General features: G+C 41.4%; 15 protein-coding genes. 5 read left to right on the forward strand and 10 right to left on the reverse strand.

Annotated elements, in window-relative coordinates:
• Positions 1-601 precede the first annotated feature (601 nt).
• From CXF95_RS27415 to CXF95_RS27430, 4 genes are all read left to right on the forward strand, one after another.
• Positions 602-2,041, forward strand: coding sequence for an IS66 family transposase (locus CXF95_RS27415; protein WP_101197042.1), 1,440 nt, complete (start codon positions 602-604; stop codon positions 2,039-2,041).
• Between the two features lie 41 nt (positions 2,042-2,082).
• Positions 2,083-3,186 (forward strand): UDP-galactopyranose mutase, encoded by a 1,104-nt coding sequence (glf, locus tag CXF95_RS27420; protein WP_101201578.1) that lies wholly within the window; start codon positions 2,083-2,085, stop codon positions 3,184-3,186.
• The gene (locus tag CXF95_RS27425; RefSeq protein ID WP_101201579.1) at positions 3,183-4,166 is read left to right on the forward strand and encodes a hypothetical protein; all 984 of its coding nucleotides are present in this window, start codon (positions 3,183-3,185) and stop codon (positions 4,164-4,166) included. Before glf ends, CXF95_RS27425 begins: the two co-directional genes overlap by 4 nt.
• A 116-nt stretch (positions 4,167-4,282) precedes the next feature.
• Positions 4,283-5,167 carry an IS1595 family transposase gene (locus CXF95_RS27430; RefSeq protein ID WP_101197018.1) on the forward strand — a complete coding sequence of 295 codons (885 nt, stop codon included), beginning with the start codon at positions 4,283-4,285 and terminating at the stop codon, positions 5,165-5,167.
• 1,500 nt (positions 5,168-6,667) lie between these two features.
• Here the strand turns inward: CXF95_RS27430 and CXF95_RS27435 are convergent.
• Together CXF95_RS27435 and CXF95_RS27440 are read right to left on the reverse strand one after the other, a co-directional pair.
• Positions 6,668-6,967 (reverse strand): type II toxin-antitoxin system RelE/ParE family toxin, encoded by a 300-nt coding sequence (locus tag CXF95_RS27435; RefSeq protein WP_101201580.1) that lies wholly within the window; start codon positions 6,965-6,967, stop codon positions 6,668-6,670.
• An 8-nt stretch (positions 6,968-6,975) separates the two neighbouring features.
• Positions 6,976-7,218 (reverse strand): type II toxin-antitoxin system Phd/YefM family antitoxin, encoded by a 243-nt coding sequence (locus CXF95_RS27440; protein WP_101201581.1) that lies wholly within the window; start codon positions 7,216-7,218, stop codon positions 6,976-6,978.
• 913 nt (positions 7,219-8,131) lie between these two features.
• Between CXF95_RS27440 and CXF95_RS27445 the strand changes: the two genes are divergently transcribed.
• The gene (locus CXF95_RS27445) at positions 8,132-9,163 is read left to right on the forward strand and encodes an IS110 family transposase (protein WP_101201582.1); all 1,032 of its coding nucleotides are present in this window, start codon (positions 8,132-8,134) and stop codon (positions 9,161-9,163) included.
• 419 nt (positions 9,164-9,582) lie between these two features.
• Here CXF95_RS27445 and CXF95_RS27450 read toward each other — a convergent pair whose 3' ends face one another.
• From CXF95_RS27450 to CXF95_RS27480, 8 genes are all read right to left on the reverse strand, one after another.
• A complete protein-coding gene (locus tag CXF95_RS27450; RefSeq protein WP_101201583.1) occupies positions 9,583-9,747 on the reverse strand; it encodes a helix-turn-helix domain-containing protein in 165 nt (54 codons plus the stop codon).
• Between the two features lie 370 nt (positions 9,748-10,117).
• Positions 10,118-10,273: a hypothetical protein gene (locus CXF95_RS31010; RefSeq protein ID WP_157828279.1), complete on the reverse strand. Its 156-nt coding sequence runs from the start codon at positions 10,271-10,273 to the stop codon at positions 10,118-10,120.
• A gap of 66 nt (positions 10,274-10,339) precedes the next feature.
• A complete protein-coding gene (gene istB, locus CXF95_RS27455; protein WP_101198951.1) occupies positions 10,340-11,104 on the reverse strand; it encodes an IS21-like element helper ATPase IstB in 765 nt (254 codons plus the stop codon).
• 19 nt (positions 11,105-11,123) lie between these two features.
• The gene (gene istA / locus CXF95_RS27460) at positions 11,124-12,668 is read right to left on the reverse strand and encodes an IS21 family transposase (RefSeq protein WP_101198950.1); all 1,545 of its coding nucleotides are present in this window, start codon (positions 12,666-12,668) and stop codon (positions 11,124-11,126) included.
• 448 nt (positions 12,669-13,116) lie between these two features.
• Complete coding sequence (locus CXF95_RS27465; RefSeq protein ID WP_101201584.1) at positions 13,117-13,518, reverse strand: PIN domain nuclease; 402 nt, start codon at positions 13,516-13,518, stop codon at positions 13,117-13,119.
• Complete coding sequence (locus CXF95_RS27470) at positions 13,515-13,709, reverse strand: type II toxin-antitoxin system VapB family antitoxin (protein ID WP_101201707.1); 195 nt, start codon at positions 13,707-13,709, stop codon at positions 13,515-13,517. The genes CXF95_RS27465 and CXF95_RS27470 overlap by 4 nt, the downstream gene beginning before the upstream one ends.
• A 235-nt stretch (positions 13,710-13,944) precedes the next feature.
• Positions 13,945-15,858, reverse strand: a complete 1,914-nt coding sequence (locus CXF95_RS27475; protein ID WP_101201585.1) for a S9 family peptidase — start codon at positions 15,856-15,858, stop codon at positions 13,945-13,947.
• Positions 15,859-16,602: 744 nt separating this feature from the next.
• Positions 16,603-16,887: an IS66 family insertion sequence element accessory protein TnpB gene (locus CXF95_RS27480; RefSeq protein ID WP_157828280.1), complete on the reverse strand. Its 285-nt coding sequence runs from the start codon at positions 16,885-16,887 to the stop codon at positions 16,603-16,605.
• Positions 16,888-17,071: the final 184 nt, after the last annotated feature.

Consider the following 17,071-nt stretch of genomic DNA (forward strand, 5'->3'; position numbering starts at 1 on the left):
TATGACAAGGATTATTAATCCGTGTGGGTGTATTTTAAGGCGATAAGGTACGCGGTACCCGGCACGGACTCCATCAGAGGCCTGAAATGATAAAACCATTTCAATTTAAGAGCCTGAATATATGTCAGAACTAAGCCAACTTAAGACCTTGATTCAAATTGAGAAAGCTGGGGTAAAGAAGAAAAACAGAAGGACTTTTGTACTGCTTCGCAGCACAAAAGCGAACACTAATACGTTGACTTCGCGGGAGTGTCCATATATGTCAAGGTAATTAGAACATACCCATCACTTAATGCTTGTTGATTTGGCTGTGATTGAGTACTTTACTACTTTGGGTGTCTAGTTTAGGTCTCTTTTATTATCGGGGCATGTAAGCTTGTTTACTCTGTTACCACTTTGTTATCTGTTTTCGTCAATAGGCGCTGCTATTTCTTTGGTTATTACAGAGTTTATTGTTACAGCCTTGATGCTAAAAGAAGTTTTAAATAAAAAAAGTAACTATTCAGCCTCATGAAAATATATTTTGACGATCCCAGCGATCGTATTGACTGATCCCGCTAGGATGTCAGACTTGCCTTAATATCACTTTAGTTATTAACCAATGAAGATTGACGGCATTGAAATCGACAGTGTGATCGATTCAACAAAAAAGTTGCTTACAGAGGATAAATCAATTTCGCCGGCCTTAAGAGCGGCAATTGAATTGATCATGCTGGTTGTGTCTTTGCTTGCTAATCGATTAGGACTAAATAGCCAAAACAGCAGTAAACCACCCTCCACAGATTTTGATAGAAAGAAGAATTCAAGGACTAAATCTGACAATCCGGCCGGCGGCCAGAAAGGGCGGGAGGGTAAAACGCTGAGCCCGTTCGAAGAGCCCGATGTAGTCAAGGATATTCCCGTAAACAGGGCGCTATTGCCTCCTGGGAAGTATCGTGATGCTGGCGTCCAGTGTCGTCAAGTGGTTGACATAGAAATATCACGCATGGTCACCGAATACAGAGCGCAAATACTGCTCAACGAAACAGGCAAGAAATTCACAGCTGAGTTTCCACAAGGTGTTAACAGTGCTATCCAATATGGCGATGGCATTAAAGCGCACGCGGTTTACCTGTCACAATATCAATTGCTGCCTTATAAACGTATTGAAGAGTATTTTTCCGATCAACTCAATATTCCGATCAGTGCGGGAACCTTGTTTAACTTCAATCAAAAAGCGTCAGATTTAATTGAGCAAACAGGTGCCGCGGATCGGATCAAAGCCGCACTACGAGCATCACCCGTGCTGCATGTTGATGAAACAGGCGTCAACATTAACGGCAAGCGGCGTTGGTTACATTGTGCCTCATCACTTACCTGGACGTATTTCCATGCCCACGATAAACGTGGGAAAGAGGCCATGGATGCGGCCGAGATACTGCCATGCTTTACGGGCATTCTGTGCCATGACCACTGGAAACCTTACTACAAATATATCCTATGTGAACATTCTCTGTGCAATGCCCATCATTTGAGAGAATTGGAAAGAGCGTGGGAGCAAGACAAGCAGAAATGGGCCAATGAAATGCGTGCACTGCTGACCAAGCTTTGTCAGGACGTGAAGGATAATGACGGTAAGTTAACGCCAGAGTCTGCCCGCGTCGCCAGAGAACAGTACCGTGAAATACTCTTTGAGGGTGATAAGGAGTGTCCGCCACCAAATGAGGAGGACCGACCAGCAGGACAACGGGGTCGTTTAAAACGAACCAAAGCGCGCGCCTTGCTTGAACGGCTCAGAGAATTTGAAAATGATGCGCTTAGATTTATCGAAATAAAAGATGTCCCCTTTACTAACAATCAAGGGGAAAACGATATTCGAATGACAAAAGTACATCAAAAAATATCGGGATGTTTCAGAAGTCAAAACGGTGCGGATATGTTTTGTTTGCTTCGCAGTTACATATCCAGTTGTCGCAAGCAAGATGTTTCAGCAAGTGAGGCGTTGCGACTATTGTTCAAGGGCAGGCTTCCTGACATCTTTTCATCTGCGCGACCTGAATAGTTACTAAAAAAATACCATTATTTAAGAGAGGCTTATAGGTTATGAAGTATGATTTCGTTATCGTTGGTTCTGGCCTGTTTGGTTCAGTTTGTGCGCATGAATTAACTAAGTTAGGCAAGAAAGTACTTGTGTTAGAAAAAAGAAATCATATCGGTGGTAATATTTACACTGAAAATAATAATGGGATTCAGGTCCATAAATATGGTGCGCATATTTTTCATACCAATGATAAAGTTATTTGGGATTATGTGAACTCGTTTGTTGAATTTAATCGTTTTACAAACTCACCACTGGCCAATTACAAAGGTGATTTATTTAATCTTCCTTTTAATATGAATACGTTTTATCAACTTTGGGGAACAAAAACGCCCGAAGAAGCAAAAGCTAAAATATCAGAGCAGCGTAAAGAAATGGATGGCATAGAACCATCGAATTTAGAAGAACAAGCTATCTCTTTAGTTGGCCGTGATATCTACGAGAAACTGATCAAAGGTTATACCGAAAAACAATGGGGAAGAGACTGTAAAGATCTTCCCGCGTTTATAATTCGTCGTTTACCAGTTCGCTTTACGTATGACAATAATTATTTTTCTGATAATTATCAAGGTGTACCCATAGGCGGTTATACGAAGTTAATTGAAAAAATGCTCGAAGGCTTGGATGTTCGTTTAAACGTGGATTTCCTTGAAGATAAAGAGTTTTATCAGAACTTAGCCGATAATGTAATTTATACAGGCCCACTTGATGAGTATTTCGACAATAAGTTAGGGAAATTAGAATACCGATCTTTGGAGTTTAGAACAAAAACATTACATAAAGAGAATTTTCAAGGTAATGCGGTGATAAATTATACCGAAGGTGATATTCCTTTTACTCGTATTATCGAGCATAAACACTTTGACCCAGTGAAGACTAATCACACAGTTATAACTGAAGAATATCCTTCTGAGTGGAAAGAAGGCAATGAGCCTTATTATCCTATCAATGATGATAAAAACATGCTGTTATTTAAGCAGTATCGTGAATTAGCCAAATCTGAGAACGTAATTTTTGGCGGTAGGCTTGCTGAGTATAAATATTATGATATGCATCAAGTTATACGGTCTGCATTAACAAAATTATCAAAGCTTGAGGCAATACTATGAGTAACAAAATTGTAGTTGCTATTTGTCCTGGAAACTTTGTAACTGGTGGTCCAGAGGTATTACATCAATTTGTTCATTGTATTAACGAAAATGGTGGGGATGCCAAAATTTTATACTATCCATTCAGTAGTGTTTTTCAGGTACCTAAAGCTTATTTAAAATATAATGTGAATATATGCAGTATAGACGACGTAAAAAATAAAAGTGTTGAATTTGTTATACCTGAAATTTTCACTGCTTGTATTAAAGAGCTACCTGGTAATAATTTCAACATCTGGTGGCTATCTGTAGATAATTATTTTGAGTATAAAAATGGAAGTTTTCTTTCAAAAATTAAATTGTCTATTAAAAAACTAATTAAATTCCGAACATCACCATTGACTATTAATCAGTTAAAGAAATATAAGCAGTGGGTGCAGAGTTATTATGCTCAAGAGTTTTTAGGTACATATGGTATTGAGTCAAGTTTACTTTCTGACTTTTTGAATAATGAACATTTAAACCAAGATGTTGATATGTTTAAGAAAGAAAATATTATCTGTTTTAATCCTAAAAAAGGAATTAGTGTTACTAACCAGCTTACTAATGCTTATCCTAATTATAAGTTTGTGCCGATTCAAAATATGACGGCAAAAGAAGTATCTGAGTTGCTTCAATCTTCAAAGATTTATATGGATTTCGGTAATCATCCTGGTAAGGACAGAATTCCTAGGGAAGCGGCGATGGCAAAATGTGTTGTCATTACAGGTACAAAAGGTAGCGCGAAAAATGAATATGATATAGCTGTTGATTCAAAATATAAAATTGATGAGGAAGGTGATCAATTTTGTGCTGCAGTAGGCGAATTATTTCAAGATGTGTTTGATAGGTTTGATCATCATATTGAACGTTTTGAACCTTATCGTACGAAAATTGCTTCTGAAGAAGCTGCTTTTAATCAACAAGTTTTAGATTTCATGAGATATACCAGGGTTAAATAAGTAAACTTGTTTTCAGATGTAAATTGCATTTTAAAATTAGAATTTCATGCTTCTCCACTTTGCTCAGGCATGAACTAAACTGTATATGAAAATAAACAGTTTAAGGGAGTTCGAACATGAACACGCCAGAAGCCAGTTTTTTAACGTGGCAACAGCAATTCAGAACGAATAAAGATTGTCTCCAGTATCTGAAGGAAATGAAGTGGCCTAATGGGTTTATGTGTCCTCAATGTGGTCACGACAATGGGATTGACCTTCACTGCCGAGAATTAACCGAATGCAGCCATTGTCATAAGCAAACATCGGTGATGTCAGGTACTTTATTTCATGGTAGTCATCTACCGTTACTCAAATGGTTTTGGGCACTGTATTTTATAGGCTCAGACAAAGGCAGTATTTCAGCGTTAAGGCTAAGCAAGCTTATTGAAGTGAATTGGAAGACTGCTCGGCTTATGTTAACGAAAGTGAGAGCGGCTATGGGACACAGGGATAGCCTCTACCGATTGTCGGGCACAATAGAGTTAGATGATGCCTTTGTTGGCGGTAAGCACAAAGGCAAGCGTGGTCGTGGAGCAGAAGGGAAAACCCCCATTATCATAGCATGTGAAAACAAGCATAAAAAGGCAGGGTTTATCGCAATGAAAGCGGTTAAAAATGTGAATTTTAAAACAGTAAAAGAATTTGTATCACATCACCTTTTAGCTAATCAGCATGTCAGAACGGATGCTTATCCTGCGTTAAATATTATAGATAAAACACAGCAACATGAGCCAAGAGTCACGCCAAGTGAAAAGGTAGACGAATGGTTGCCTTGGGTTCATATCGCGATAGGTAATTTGAAAACGTTTTTGTTGGGCACGTTTCATGGCGTTACGGGTAATTACTTACAAGAATACTTGAATGAGTTTTGTTATCGGTATAATCGCCGTTTTGTGGAAAAACAAATACCTAATCGATTGTTAAACTTGGCAATTATTCATACTCCTTTAAAATCAACCTGAGTTAAATGGAGAAGCATGTAGAATTTTATTATGTCTTAACTAGACATATATGGACGCTCCCCCGAAGTCAAAGCATAACTAATCTTTCCGTGCTGTTTACAGCACTTGCTCTACCCTCGACTCAAGGCTCGCCAACTATTTATCCCATTTTGTGGGTCAATCGCCATGCGGACGCCGCGCGGGACAGGCGATTGAGCGGTGCGCCGTCGGGAACGGCTCAGCACGACCTACGAAATGGGATAAATAGTTGGATGAAGAGCATTGCCCTCGAGCGGCACTTTTTATGAAATACGTCCTGTATTTCACCCTTCGGGCCATCTTATTGATGTTCAAATTTTTTCCAGAAAAATTTGTGCTTACTTTATGCTGCTGTAGGCAAAAAGTAAGTCGCAGCGAAGGGATTTGGTGTGAAAACTGCCATGCGGACGCCGCGCGGGAGGGCAGTAAGCGTTAGCGCATGCTCTAACTCTTTGTAAAATATTAAAAGCACGCTTCGCGCCATCTTCCCGCGCGGCGTCCGCCTGATGGTTTTTGACTAGAATCCTTTCTAGCCAGTGACTCTTTTTATAAAGTGCATCCAGCGCGGCTGCGGCTTGCACTTTACCTTTCAGGCCAGCTAAAGCTGTTCCATATTTATCCCGTAAATATGGTCAACAGCAAAAAAGAGTCACCAGACACAATGGTCGGGAACCATTTTGAACATCTGCAAGGTGGCCCGAAGGGCAAAGTATAAGGATGTACTTTGTAAAATGCCGCTCGCTAAAAAAGTTCTTAACCGCAAAAAATGACTTATTTTCAAACCGCTACAAACACTTCAAATTAGTCAATCACACTTCCATGATGATCGGCACCCAATCTCGACGTCCGTGTCGAGCTGTTCAACTGGGCGAAGCTGTGCTTTTGGGTTTATGCCCTAACGGGCTATTACCCTAGCCCACCCGATGTAACCACTTTAACTTAGTCAATCACACATCCATGATGATCGGCACCCAAACCTGACGTCCTTGTCAGGTTGTTCAACTGGGCGAAGCTGTGCTTTTGGGTTTATGCCCTAACGGGCTATTACCCTAGCCCACCCGATGTAACCACTTTAACTTAGTCAATCACACATCCATGATGATCGGCACCCAAACCTGACGTCCTTGTCAGGTTGTTCAACTGGGCGAAGCCGTGCTTTTGGGTTTATGCCCTAACGGGCTATTACCCTAGCCCACCCGATGTAACCACTTTAACTTAGTCAATCACACATCCATGACGATCGGCACCCAAACCTGACGTCCTTGTCAGGTTGTTCAACTGGGCGAAGCCGTGCTTCTAAAGAATCCAGTTTCACCCCTAAAATAAGCCTTTTTGTGCTGAAACTTTAAATGCGGAAAAGCAGTGGTGTTGCCACCAAAGCGGGTATCGGCAATGCCGATTATTTTTGTTCACTTACGGTGGATGACCAAGTAATTTTCCATGTGATTTGTCCAGGTGTCCATGTAATTTGAAAATTAGCAGTTATTTTAAGTGTTTTTGTGGGAGCTGTGATTGCCCTAAGACTGCAACAACTAGGATGAAGCCATTTTCTTTGGTGAAATAAGCCGTATGTTTACCTACTGGGAAATAGAATCCGTGGGGGTATATTCCATTGCAACTTCTCCCCACCCCTGGATTATCAGCTAGCATCTGGAATCCAGTTAAGAGCGTTTCTTTATAATTTCGCCATTGTAATTCGGAAAAGTTTTCAATCGTGTAACTTTTTACTTTACGTAAATGCTCCTGAGCTAAATTGCTCAGTTTGTATTGTTTCTTATGCATACCGATCGTTATAGCGCATTTAAAAAGCTTTGACCGTCAAGAACATTTCCTTTAGCTAAGTCTTGCTTAGCAGATTCGAAGCAGTGTTTAAGGTATTCAGCCTTCATAGCTTCAATCTCTTCATAATCTCTAATCGACATTACGACCACGGTATCTTTGCTGTTTTTGCTGATTTTAACTGGTTCGCGTTGAGCATTTAGAAGTAACTCACCAAAATTTCGTTTAGCATCATTTGCTGTTAGTGTGAACATGTTTGAGTTCCATAATTGAACGTATAGTAAGATTATAGTTTTTCGTGTGAAATAATCAATTTAATTAAATCGTGCGATATAGGTTTATTCTTTAAAACCACAGGTTTACAGCAATAAAAGCATGCGCTAATGCTTACTGCCTTCTATTACAGGACGCACAGAAAGGGATTTCGTGTCAAAAAAGCCATGCGGACGCCGCGCGGGAGGGCAGTAAGCGCCAGCGCATACTTTAACTCTTTGTAAAAAATCAAAAGCACGCTTCGCGCCATCATCCCTGATGGTTTTGACTAGATTCCCTTCTAGCCAGTGACTCTTTTTATAAAGTACGTCCTGTACTTTACCTTTCAGGCCAGCTAAAGCTGTTCCATATTTATCCCGTAAATATGGTCAACAGCGAAAAAGAGTAACCAGACAAAATGCTCGGGAACCATTTTGAACATCTGCAAGATGGCCCGAAGGGCAAAGTATAGGGATGTACTTTGTAAAATGCCGCTCGCTACAAAAGTTCTTAACCGCAAAAAATGGCTTATTTTTGGTTCGTTACGAATGTTCTTTTCCTGCCCGATGCAAACACTTCAGCTTAGTCAATTACACATCCATGATGAACGGCACTCGGTTACCGCGTAACAATCTCGACGTCCCGCGCGGCGTCCGCGTGTCGAGCTGTTCAACAGGGCGAAGCGGTGCTTCTAAAAAAACCAGTTTTACCCATGCCATTTGCCCCAAGAATAAGCCATTTTTAGCTGAAACTTTAAATGCGGAAAAGCAGTGGCGGAGCCACTAAAGTGGATATCGGCAATGCCGATTTCTCTTGTCTTCTTAAGATGGATGATGAGATGGACGCTCCCTAATACGGCGTCAATGCGCCAGAATAGTATTTTTGACCAGACTATTTACATAAGGAGCGTCCAAAATGAAGCTTAGAACAATTGGTATCGATTTAGCAAAGAATGTATTTCAGGTTTGTGGAGTGAATGAGCATATGAAGTCGCAGTTTAATAAGCGGTTAAAGCGACATCAACTGCTCGACTTTATGCGTCAGCAGGCGCCTACGATGGTGGTGATGGAGGCCTGTTATTCATCCCATTACTGGGGGCGCGAACTGACTAAGTTAGGCCATGATGTAAAGCTTATCCCAGCTCAACACGTCACGCCTTTTGTGCGAGGCAACAAGAATGACCACAACGATGCCTTTGCGATTACAGAGGCCAGTCAGCGTCCGTATATTCGCTTTGTACCGATTAAAACCGAGCACCAACAGGAAATATCCTGCTTACATCGTATCCGTGAGCGACTTATCAAAAACAAAACTGCGATGAGTAACCAAGCCAGAGGGTTATTGAGTGAGTTTGGCGTGGTGTTTCCTTGTGGTCACAAAGCGCTGTTAAATGGGTTGGACAGCGTCACAGATAACGCTCAATATAGTCAGCGATTGCAAGACATGGTGAAGGAGATGTTGAGTGAATATAACACCACCATAGAGCGCCTTAAAAGCATCAAAAAACAGTTAGATGAATTTGTTGATGACAGTGAGAGCGGTAAGATATTACTCAGCATTCCCGGTATCGGTGTGATTAATGCCTCTGCATTGTTAGCGGCCATCGATAAAGGCCAAGCGTTTAACAATCCGAAAGAGTTTGCAGTGTGGTTAGGACTGACACCCAAACAACATGCATCGGGTAACATCAGTAAAATGGGCGGTATTACCAAACGCGGTGACCGGTATTTGCGTAAACAACTGGTACACGGCGCCAGAGCCCTGGTCAGTCGTGCAGCAAAAAGTACCGACCCTCTATCTCTATGGGCTACCAAGCTTCGCGTCTCCAAACCGTTTAATAAAGTGGCAGTCGCCGTCGCACATCGCTTAGCACGTTTAATCTGGATATTGCTCACGCGTCAGGAGCGTTATCGCGCTATGCCAGCTTCTTTAGAGGTCAGTGCTTAATATGAATCAGTTTACGTTATCCCGGTTTTGCTCAATTCCGTCCGAGACAAAGGCACAAAGCCTGTGTGGGTGTTGTGGAAGGCAAGACTCGGGATAACACTTTTTTACCCACCCCCGCTTAGTCACAAAATGATGAAGAAAACGGTCTACCCTACCTCATCAAAGCCAGACTTAGACAAGGATAATAATCCGTGTGGGTGTTTTAAAGGCGATGTGGTTCGGAGTTCATCAGAGGCCTGAAATGATAAAACCATTTCAATAAAGAGCCTGAATATATGTCAGAACTAAGCCATTTTTAAGACTGCCTTCAACACAACAGACTAGCGGTAAGAGAATATTACAACGATATTTGTGCTGAAAATCAGCACGAAGGGGCAAGTATTGCGTTGACTTCACGGGAGCGTCCATATATGTTTTCTTTATTTTTCTTTATTTTTTCGATTACGCCTTATCTCTCGACTAATAGTGGCATGTGAACGATTAAGTAATCGATCCACCTCGCGTATCGATTTTTTCTGATAGTGATACCACTCAAATAGACGACAACGTTCAAAATTAGATAGATGAGAATAATGAATACCCATGGTGCACCTCCGTAACTAATTAGGTTAGCAAAGGTGGTGCACTTCTACCTTGAAGCTGGGGCCGATTTTTCTTTTCTTCTTACGATGGGTGTCCTGTTAATTAGTTAATTATTGAATTTCAGTATCGAACCTTAACAGAACGACCGGTCAAGATGGTTGCCGCTAGCTGGTCAAGTTAATTGTCGCTTAATAAAAGGCGGAAAAGCAGTGGCGTTGCCACCAAAGCGGGTATCGGCAAAGCCGAATTTCCTTACTATATTACGATGGCTACTATATTACGATGGCTGTCCTGTTAATTTCCATGGCTGCTGTCCTGTTAATTTCCATTCGATGGGTGTCCTGTTAATTTCATTATTCGATGGGTGTCCTGTTAATTTCCATTCGGCGTCCGCTTGTCGAGATGTTCAACTGGGCGAAGCGGCGCTTCTAAAAAGACCAGTTTCACCCATGCCATTTGCCCCAAGAATAAGCCATTTTTAGCTGAAACTTTAAATGCGGAAAATGCAGTGGCGGTGCGTAATAACATGAAACCGATCGGTCAATAACATTGAAGACGATCACTTTTTTGTCTTCCAGTAGAACTCAGTAAAATCTAACTTGTGTGATCGGCTTCAGTCAAGGAATTTAGTTTTTTTCGCATGGATTCGCCTTTTAATTCTAACTTAATTGCCCCGTGAACAAGCCGATCTAGGATCGCATCTGCATGTGTGGATTCACCGATCATATCGTACCAATTTTCTATTGGTAATTGACTCGCAATCAGTGTGGATTTTGTGTCATACCTCGCATCAATTAACTCAAGTAAATCACTGCGTTGTTGCGGCGTTAATGGCTCTAATCCCCAATCATCTAAGATCAGTAAATTTGCTGACGTGAGTTTGTTAATCAATTTTCGATAACTGCCATCCGCTTGTGCCATAAACATCTTTTCAAGCAATTCTTTGAGCCTGAAGTAGTAAACGTTTTCTCCCTGCTGGCAGTGGTTATGACCCAACGCACAAGCAAGATAGGTTTTACCGCAACCTGTTGCCCCTGTGATCAGTATGTTTTGATGAAGACGAAGCCATTCACCTTGTGCTAATGAGCGGATCTGCGTTTTGTTTAACTGCCTCGACGCACCATAATCCAACTGGGCTAATATCCCGTTCACTCTAAATTTGGCTTGGCGGGTCAGTCGATCTATTTTACGTTGATCTCGCTGGGTTATTTCATGGTCAAGCAATAAACATAACCGCTCTTCGAAGCTTTGTTCGACGTATAGATTGGGTTGTTCACTTTGTTGTGATAACGCATCACGTATGCCGCTTAGCTTTAGCGTGGCTAATTGAGTATTGATTTGTTGCGTCACTGATTGCATGTTGTTTCCTTAGGTTTTATTAGTGGTAATAATGATTGCCACGGATATTTTGATGGTCGATCTCACTTAGAAGATCCAGTTGTTTTTCCGGTAGAGGTTGGCTATCTAAACCTTTTTCTAAGATAGTTTTCACTTGGTTTACTCGCGTAACACCTGTTGCTAAAGCTCTGTAGCAGGCAGCTTCAAGTCGTTTGTCTGTGAACTTTTTTCCTAAACTCAATACGCCCATACAGGCACGGTAACTTTGCTCGGGGTGTTTTTTGGTTTGCATGAGTTGAATGACAAATTGCTCGGTTGATTTTCCGAATTTTCTTGCCCAACTTTCAAATCGTTCGGGGGTCCATTGCTGCTGTTTTTGATGGGCGATTGGCATATGGATATCCAGGGTGCTGTGACCTCCCACGCGGTATGATCTTGGATGAACGGCCACTTGTACCCCTTGATGATAAAGTGTGACCAGTTGCCCCGTAGCATGTGCTTCTAGCTTTTTCTTGATCAAGGCGTGTGGCACCGAGTAGTAATGTTTTTCAATCTCGATGTGATAATCAATATGCACTTTGACCTGTTTCACTAAGGTGTAGCGATAAGGTTGTGACGGCAAAGGTTTCAGTGCGGGTTTATCTATCGCTTCAAATTGGGATAGCCTTGAGCCTGGATGCTTTTTCATTTGCCTTTGATTCAAATCGGTTAAAAGTGTCTGTATTTTTAGATTTAACTGTCGCAAGCTAAAAAAGCTTTCCTTGCGAAGTCGCGCCATTATCCAACGTTCAACGATTTGAACACCCACCTCAGCTTTCGATTTATCCTTGGGTTTATAAGGTCTGGCAGGCACGATAACGGTATCGTAATGGGCGGCGAGTTGTTGGTAGGTTGGGTTCAGATCCGGCTCGTAACGACACGCTTTTGTCACGGCACTTTTTAAGTTATCTGGGATGACCAATTCAGGTACGCCACCCAGAAATTCAAAGCATCGTGCATGACTCATCACCCAGTCTTCGAGTTTTTGGCTAAACGTAGCCTCTGCAAAGGTGTAGTTAGATGCGCCCATGACTGCCACAAAAACCTGTGCTGTGCGGCATTCACCCGTTGTTGAGTCCACAATATTCATAGTGGGTCCACAATAATCAACAAACAGTTTTTCACCTGCTTTATGGTTTTGACGCATGGACGGTTTTTGACATGTTAGCCATGTTTTATATAGACGACAGAAGTGGTTGTAGCTGTAAAAACCTTCTGGATACCGCTCACCATATTCTTCCCACAATAACTGCAATGTCATCGTTTTCGGCCTCAGCTCTTGCTGGACGACAGACCAATTAGGGATGATGTAGCCCTTGCTCTTAGGTTTGGTTGTGAAGAATGCTCGTTGAAGCGTCTCATCATTCCATTTTTCATCAAGCGGCCAGCTAGTGATCCCAAGAGAGGTGGCACGAATGGCATAAATAGACACGATTGACGCTGAAATAGATAAGCTTTTGGCTATTTTTCGATGGCTGAGCAAACAGCCGTATTTGAGTCTTAAAATCTCTTTTAACTTACGCATTGAAATAGGTGCCATTGGCATAGTTATTCTCACCATCAAAAATGAAAAGAATAACGGTTAAAAACACCTACTGGAAAGACAAAAAAGAGTAAAAGTTGGGCAATAACATTAAGCCGGTCACTCAATAACATTTTAACCATAAAGTGATCGGCTTCGATGTTATTGAGTGATCGGGATGGATGTTATTAGGTGATCGGCATCAATGTTATTAGGTGATCGGGTTGGATGTTAATATGCAGGCGGAGCCACCAAAGCTGGTATCGGCAATGCCGATTTATCTTGTTCTCTTACGATGGGTGTCCTGTTAATTGCTGCTCCGATGGGTGTCCTGTTAATTGCTGTTAATTGCTCTTCCTGTTAATTGCTCTGACCGGTCAAGATAGTTGACGCGCTATAATTGGAGAGCAATATTAGTAAAGGGGCTAGCGTAGAACCTGTGGGGTCAGGTTTGTTGAAAGGAGTTAATCTGTTATGTTTGAGTTGCAACTGATTGAAGTTTTAAGAGTTTTGTAAAAGGAATGAAGTCTCTGTCAGAAAATAGTAGAGGAATGCGGTTATTTATACAAAATGTAGCAATTATTACGTCAGCGGTTTTCCTTATCGTTATCCCCTTTTTCCTTAACATACGATAATTTTCTGCTGCTTTGATTGCGATATCGGGTGAAAGCATGCTGAATTGATGTAGGGCCATAAGGTGCCCTTTAGCCGTTTCATAGTCCTTGTCAGACCTAAATCCTTGGAGTATTTCTAATAAGATGAGATCACCAATCGCGACCTCATCATTAATCAAAGCGATATCTAATAAATTAGTTTCTTGGGATGCTAATCCGTTGAAGTAATCAATCCAAACGCTAGTATCGACCAATATCATTCAGTCGTGCGCATATCATTAAGATCACCGTCCCAATTAAGCTTTCCTCTGAGGCTACGAATGTTAGCTTGTTTTCTTAGTTTTATTAGAGCTTTAAGGCCTTCTTCGACAGCTTCTTTTTTAGTCTGTAGTCCGGATACACTGAGTGCATCGGTCATTAATTTGTCATCAATTACAATATTCGTTCTCATGTTGCCTCTATGTGTAATGAATGGTGTATTTATACACATTATGACGTAGTCGGAAAGGCATAACAATAGATTGAGGTGGATAAAAATCATACAGTGTTCTCTTACGAAGGGTGTCCTGTTAATTAGCTACTCTTACGAAGGGTGTCCTGTTAATTAGCTATTAAAATAACAGTTTACCTTTTGAAGGAAGCTCAAAATCTCAAAACCTTAACTTTTCTAAACATATCAAAAAAGCTTACATATGCTTTTTCAAAAAAGCGTCTATAGCTTCCATGGCTTTCATTCTATTTATAGCACTGCTTAGGTAATGGTCGCCTTTTTTAAGTTTAATAAAGGTGGCGTCTTTATCTGCGTCCTCTAGCTCATCGAACATATCGTCTGACTGAGACCATGGCACCACCTTGTCGTATTCACCATGTATCAGTAATATTGGTGCTTTGACTTTTTCCACATGATTGATTGGTGAAATCTGTTTAAGATGCTCTTTATCAAATTCGCCGCCTGAAATAATCTTGTCCCAGTAAGTGATTACCCAATGATCATTACCATATTTCGCTCTTTCAGAGGACATCATGTCGTTTAGATCTGATACGCCATTGATAGCAATCACGCATTTGTATAAATCTGGTGTAAACACTGCTCCAGCTAATGCCGCATAGCCTCCATAACTGGCACCTACAATACAGACTTTAGAAGGATCTATGACGCCTGCTTCTGCAAGATGAGTGACTCCGTCAGTCAGGTCATCTTGCATTTTACGACCCCATTCGCCACGACCGATTATTGTATGCTGAGCACCAAAACCTTTTGACCCTCTGAATTGCGGCTGAATAACTAGATAGCCGCGGTTGGCAAAGTATTGGGCTAGGTAATCAAAGCGTATTTTATCATAACTGGCTGGCCCACCATGAGGCATCATAATCGCCGGTAAATTCGTTCGTTCCTTGCCTCTTGGGTAAGTTAATAGGGTAGGGATTACTAATCCATCTCTGGCTTCGTAAGCGTATTCTTCTAAATTAGCCACACTAGTAATCGACAAGTCGGGGCGGGATTTTGCTAACAAAGTAAGGCCACCTTGTTTGTACATTAAAAAACTTCCGGGATTATTGACACCTTCTGAATAAAAAATGATGCTGTCCCAGTTTTCAGTATAATCTACGATGCGGTTGGTATATTTTAGTAAGGCTTTATCAATACCCCTCATACGAGCATTCAGCTTTTCATCAAAAAATTCATATGAAGGTTTAAAGCCCGAATATTCTACGCCATAAACAATGCGATTAACGTCCGTTATTGTTCTCTCAACGCCCTTGTCTTCTCGACTGAACAATGGCTCGGTGACACTGCCATCTTCAAGAGAAAGTGAATAGTAAGCACGCAGCCCATTCTTACGATTAACCGACATAACTAAACTCTTTTTGTCGGGCGTTACTCCGTTAAACCCTGTGACCATGAAGTCAGTTTTTTGTTCAAACACTACCTTCCATTTACCACTGAAAAATGATTCTACGATGTGCAATTTTCTACTCTTGATAAAGCGTTCGCGGGCAATTACTTTATCGTTGTCACCCATGAAAAAATCGATAGTGTCCTTTGTTCCTCGTTCATGAACTCGCTCTCTCTTTTTCTTCTCTAGACTAACGCGATATAAATTAAGCCTTAATTCTTCATCATAAGCTGGCATATAGGCCATAGTTTTGTCATGGGAAATGCCCACTATTCTGCCTAAATTATTTTGCGCAGTAGTAATATCGCCACTTCCGGGAGTGAGCATTTGATGGAGTTTCTTGGTAGTGACGTTGTAAGCAAATGCATGACGAATCTCGTGGCGGCCTTTATAACCATATATACGATTATTTTGACTGACCACCATAATTAATTTGTCATCATCTACAAAATATAAGCGGTTGGGATTAACTTCGGCAACGTTGACAGCATTAACAAAACTAAAATCTTTTGTACTGATGACGACTACAAGGTCCCTGTCGTTTTTGGTGTCGCGATAAGCCACATATTCACCTGTTGGTGAAACTGTGTACATACTCTTGTTTTCTAAATTGCCGTAGGCACTAACAGGCTCAAGCTCAGTTTGTGAATAGGCCAATTGAATGAAGCTTAGAAATAATACAAATCGTGCAATGATGCGCATTAATTTAATTCCCTTTATAACAACCTAACTAATGATTAGCTTGCAGTAACGATGATAATAATGAAACGGCAAAGGTTTATTCTGTATAAATTGCCGATACTACATGCCCACACAAAAACAAGAAGGGCAGCCACAATAATGGAATGGTTCAAAACACTCAATCTGACTAGTGCCGACTGAGTTTTGAGTATGGGTTTTAGCCGTGGAAGTGTAATTTTCGAAGATTTTGTGGAAGGTTATCATTTCTGGCCATTATGGATAAAAACTTGTTAATAAATGGGAACAATTAAAAGGGCACCAAAGGTAACTGATTTTTTTATAGCCAGTGGTGAAGCTACCAAAGATAATCGTCGAAGCCGATGCTTTTGTTTTTTGTTTCACCCTCGACCCAATGCTCGCCAATTATTTGCCCCAAAAACAAGCCTTTTTGTGCTGAAACTTTAAAGGCGGAAAAGCAGTGGCGTTGCCACCAAAGCGGGTATCGGCAAAGCCGAATTTCCTTACTATATTACGATGGCTGTCCTGTTAATTTCCATTCGATGGGTGTCCTGTTAATTTCCATTCGGCGTCCGCTTGTCGAGATGTTCAACTGGGCGAAGCCGATTTTTCTTTTCTTCTTACGATGGGTGTCCATGTAATTTTAATGGGTGTCCATGTAATTTTAGTTCCTAGATACGATGGGTGTCCATGTAATTTGTCCAGCCACCGTATATAACCAAATACGCGGATGGGAAGGCAGCAGCATTATTGGCCCTGTTTCATGCGTAATATCACCCCGCCAGGTAAGGACAATTCCAGCTGCCAATCATTCCCGCTCACAACATCCGTTCCTGGTGATGACGACAACGCAATCCAGGGAGACAAAGTGGTTTCAGAGACATCCGTGTCTAATCGCTTTCGCCACAGGTAGAAACTGGATGGGGTGACGTGTTGGCTCTGACAAAACTCTGCGACCGTTTGCCCGCTGTGTTGCCAATCGCTGATCAGTTGCTGCCACTGATGGGGTGTTCGTCGTGTTTTTTTCATCATTATGCTCTGTTTGAATAATGATGAAATTTTGCCGTTAAACCGAGCTAAAAAATAGACGTGCTATATTGATCGCTTACCTCGCTACTAAAGTTTTTAACCGCAAAAAATGGCTTATTCTTGGGTCGTTCCGAATGTATCCCTTCAACCTCCACTCAAATGGCGTCCATGCCATTTGCCCCAAGAA

The organism is Paraglaciecola sp. MB-3u-78, from assembly GCF_002835935.1.
In the GTDB taxonomy this organism is placed as follows: Bacteria; Pseudomonadota; Gammaproteobacteria; order Enterobacterales; family Alteromonadaceae; genus Paraglaciecola.

Bases quoted from the DNA above. Each gene is read 5' to 3' on its own strand.
- CXF95_RS27415 (WP_101197042.1), top strand. From the start codon at position 602: ATGAAGATTGACGGCATTGAAATCGACAGTGTGATCGATTCAACAAAA.
- glf (WP_101201578.1), top strand. From the start codon at position 2,083: ATGAAGTATGATTTCGTTATCGTTGGTTCTGGCCTGTTTGGTTCAGTT.
- CXF95_RS27425 (WP_101201579.1), top strand. From the start codon at position 3,183: ATGAGTAACAAAATTGTAGTTGCTATTTGTCCTGGAAACTTTGTAACT.
- CXF95_RS27430 (WP_101197018.1), top strand. From the start codon at position 4,283: ATGAACACGCCAGAAGCCAGTTTTTTAACGTGGCAACAGCAATTCAGA.
- CXF95_RS27435 (WP_101201580.1), bottom strand. From the start codon at position 6,967: ATGCATAAGAAACAATACAAACTGAGCAATTTAGCTCAGGAGCATTTA.
- CXF95_RS27440 (WP_101201581.1), bottom strand. From the start codon at position 7,218: ATGTTCACACTAACAGCAAATGATGCTAAACGAAATTTTGGTGAGTTA.
- CXF95_RS27445 (WP_101201582.1), top strand. From the start codon at position 8,132: ATGAAGCTTAGAACAATTGGTATCGATTTAGCAAAGAATGTATTTCAG.
- CXF95_RS27450 (WP_101201583.1), bottom strand. From the start codon at position 9,747: ATGGGTATTCATTATTCTCATCTATCTAATTTTGAACGTTGTCGTCTA.
- CXF95_RS31010 (WP_157828279.1), bottom strand. From the start codon at position 10,273: ATGTTATTACGCACCGCCACTGCATTTTCCGCATTTAAAGTTTCAGCT.
- istB (WP_101198951.1), bottom strand. From the start codon at position 11,104: ATGCAATCAGTGACGCAACAAATCAATACTCAATTAGCCACGCTAAAG.
- istA (WP_101198950.1), bottom strand. From the start codon at position 12,668: ATGCCAATGGCACCTATTTCAATGCGTAAGTTAAAAGAGATTTTAAGA.
- CXF95_RS27465 (WP_101201584.1), bottom strand. From the start codon at position 13,518: ATGATATTGGTCGATACTAGCGTTTGGATTGATTACTTCAACGGATTA.
- CXF95_RS27470 (WP_101201707.1), bottom strand. From the start codon at position 13,709: ATGAGAACGAATATTGTAATTGATGACAAATTAATGACCGATGCACTC.
- CXF95_RS27475 (WP_101201585.1), bottom strand. From the start codon at position 15,858: ATGCGCATCATTGCACGATTTGTATTATTTCTAAGCTTCATTCAATTG.
- CXF95_RS27480 (WP_157828280.1), bottom strand. From the start codon at position 16,887: ATGATGAAAAAAACACGACGAACACCCCATCAGTGGCAGCAACTGATC.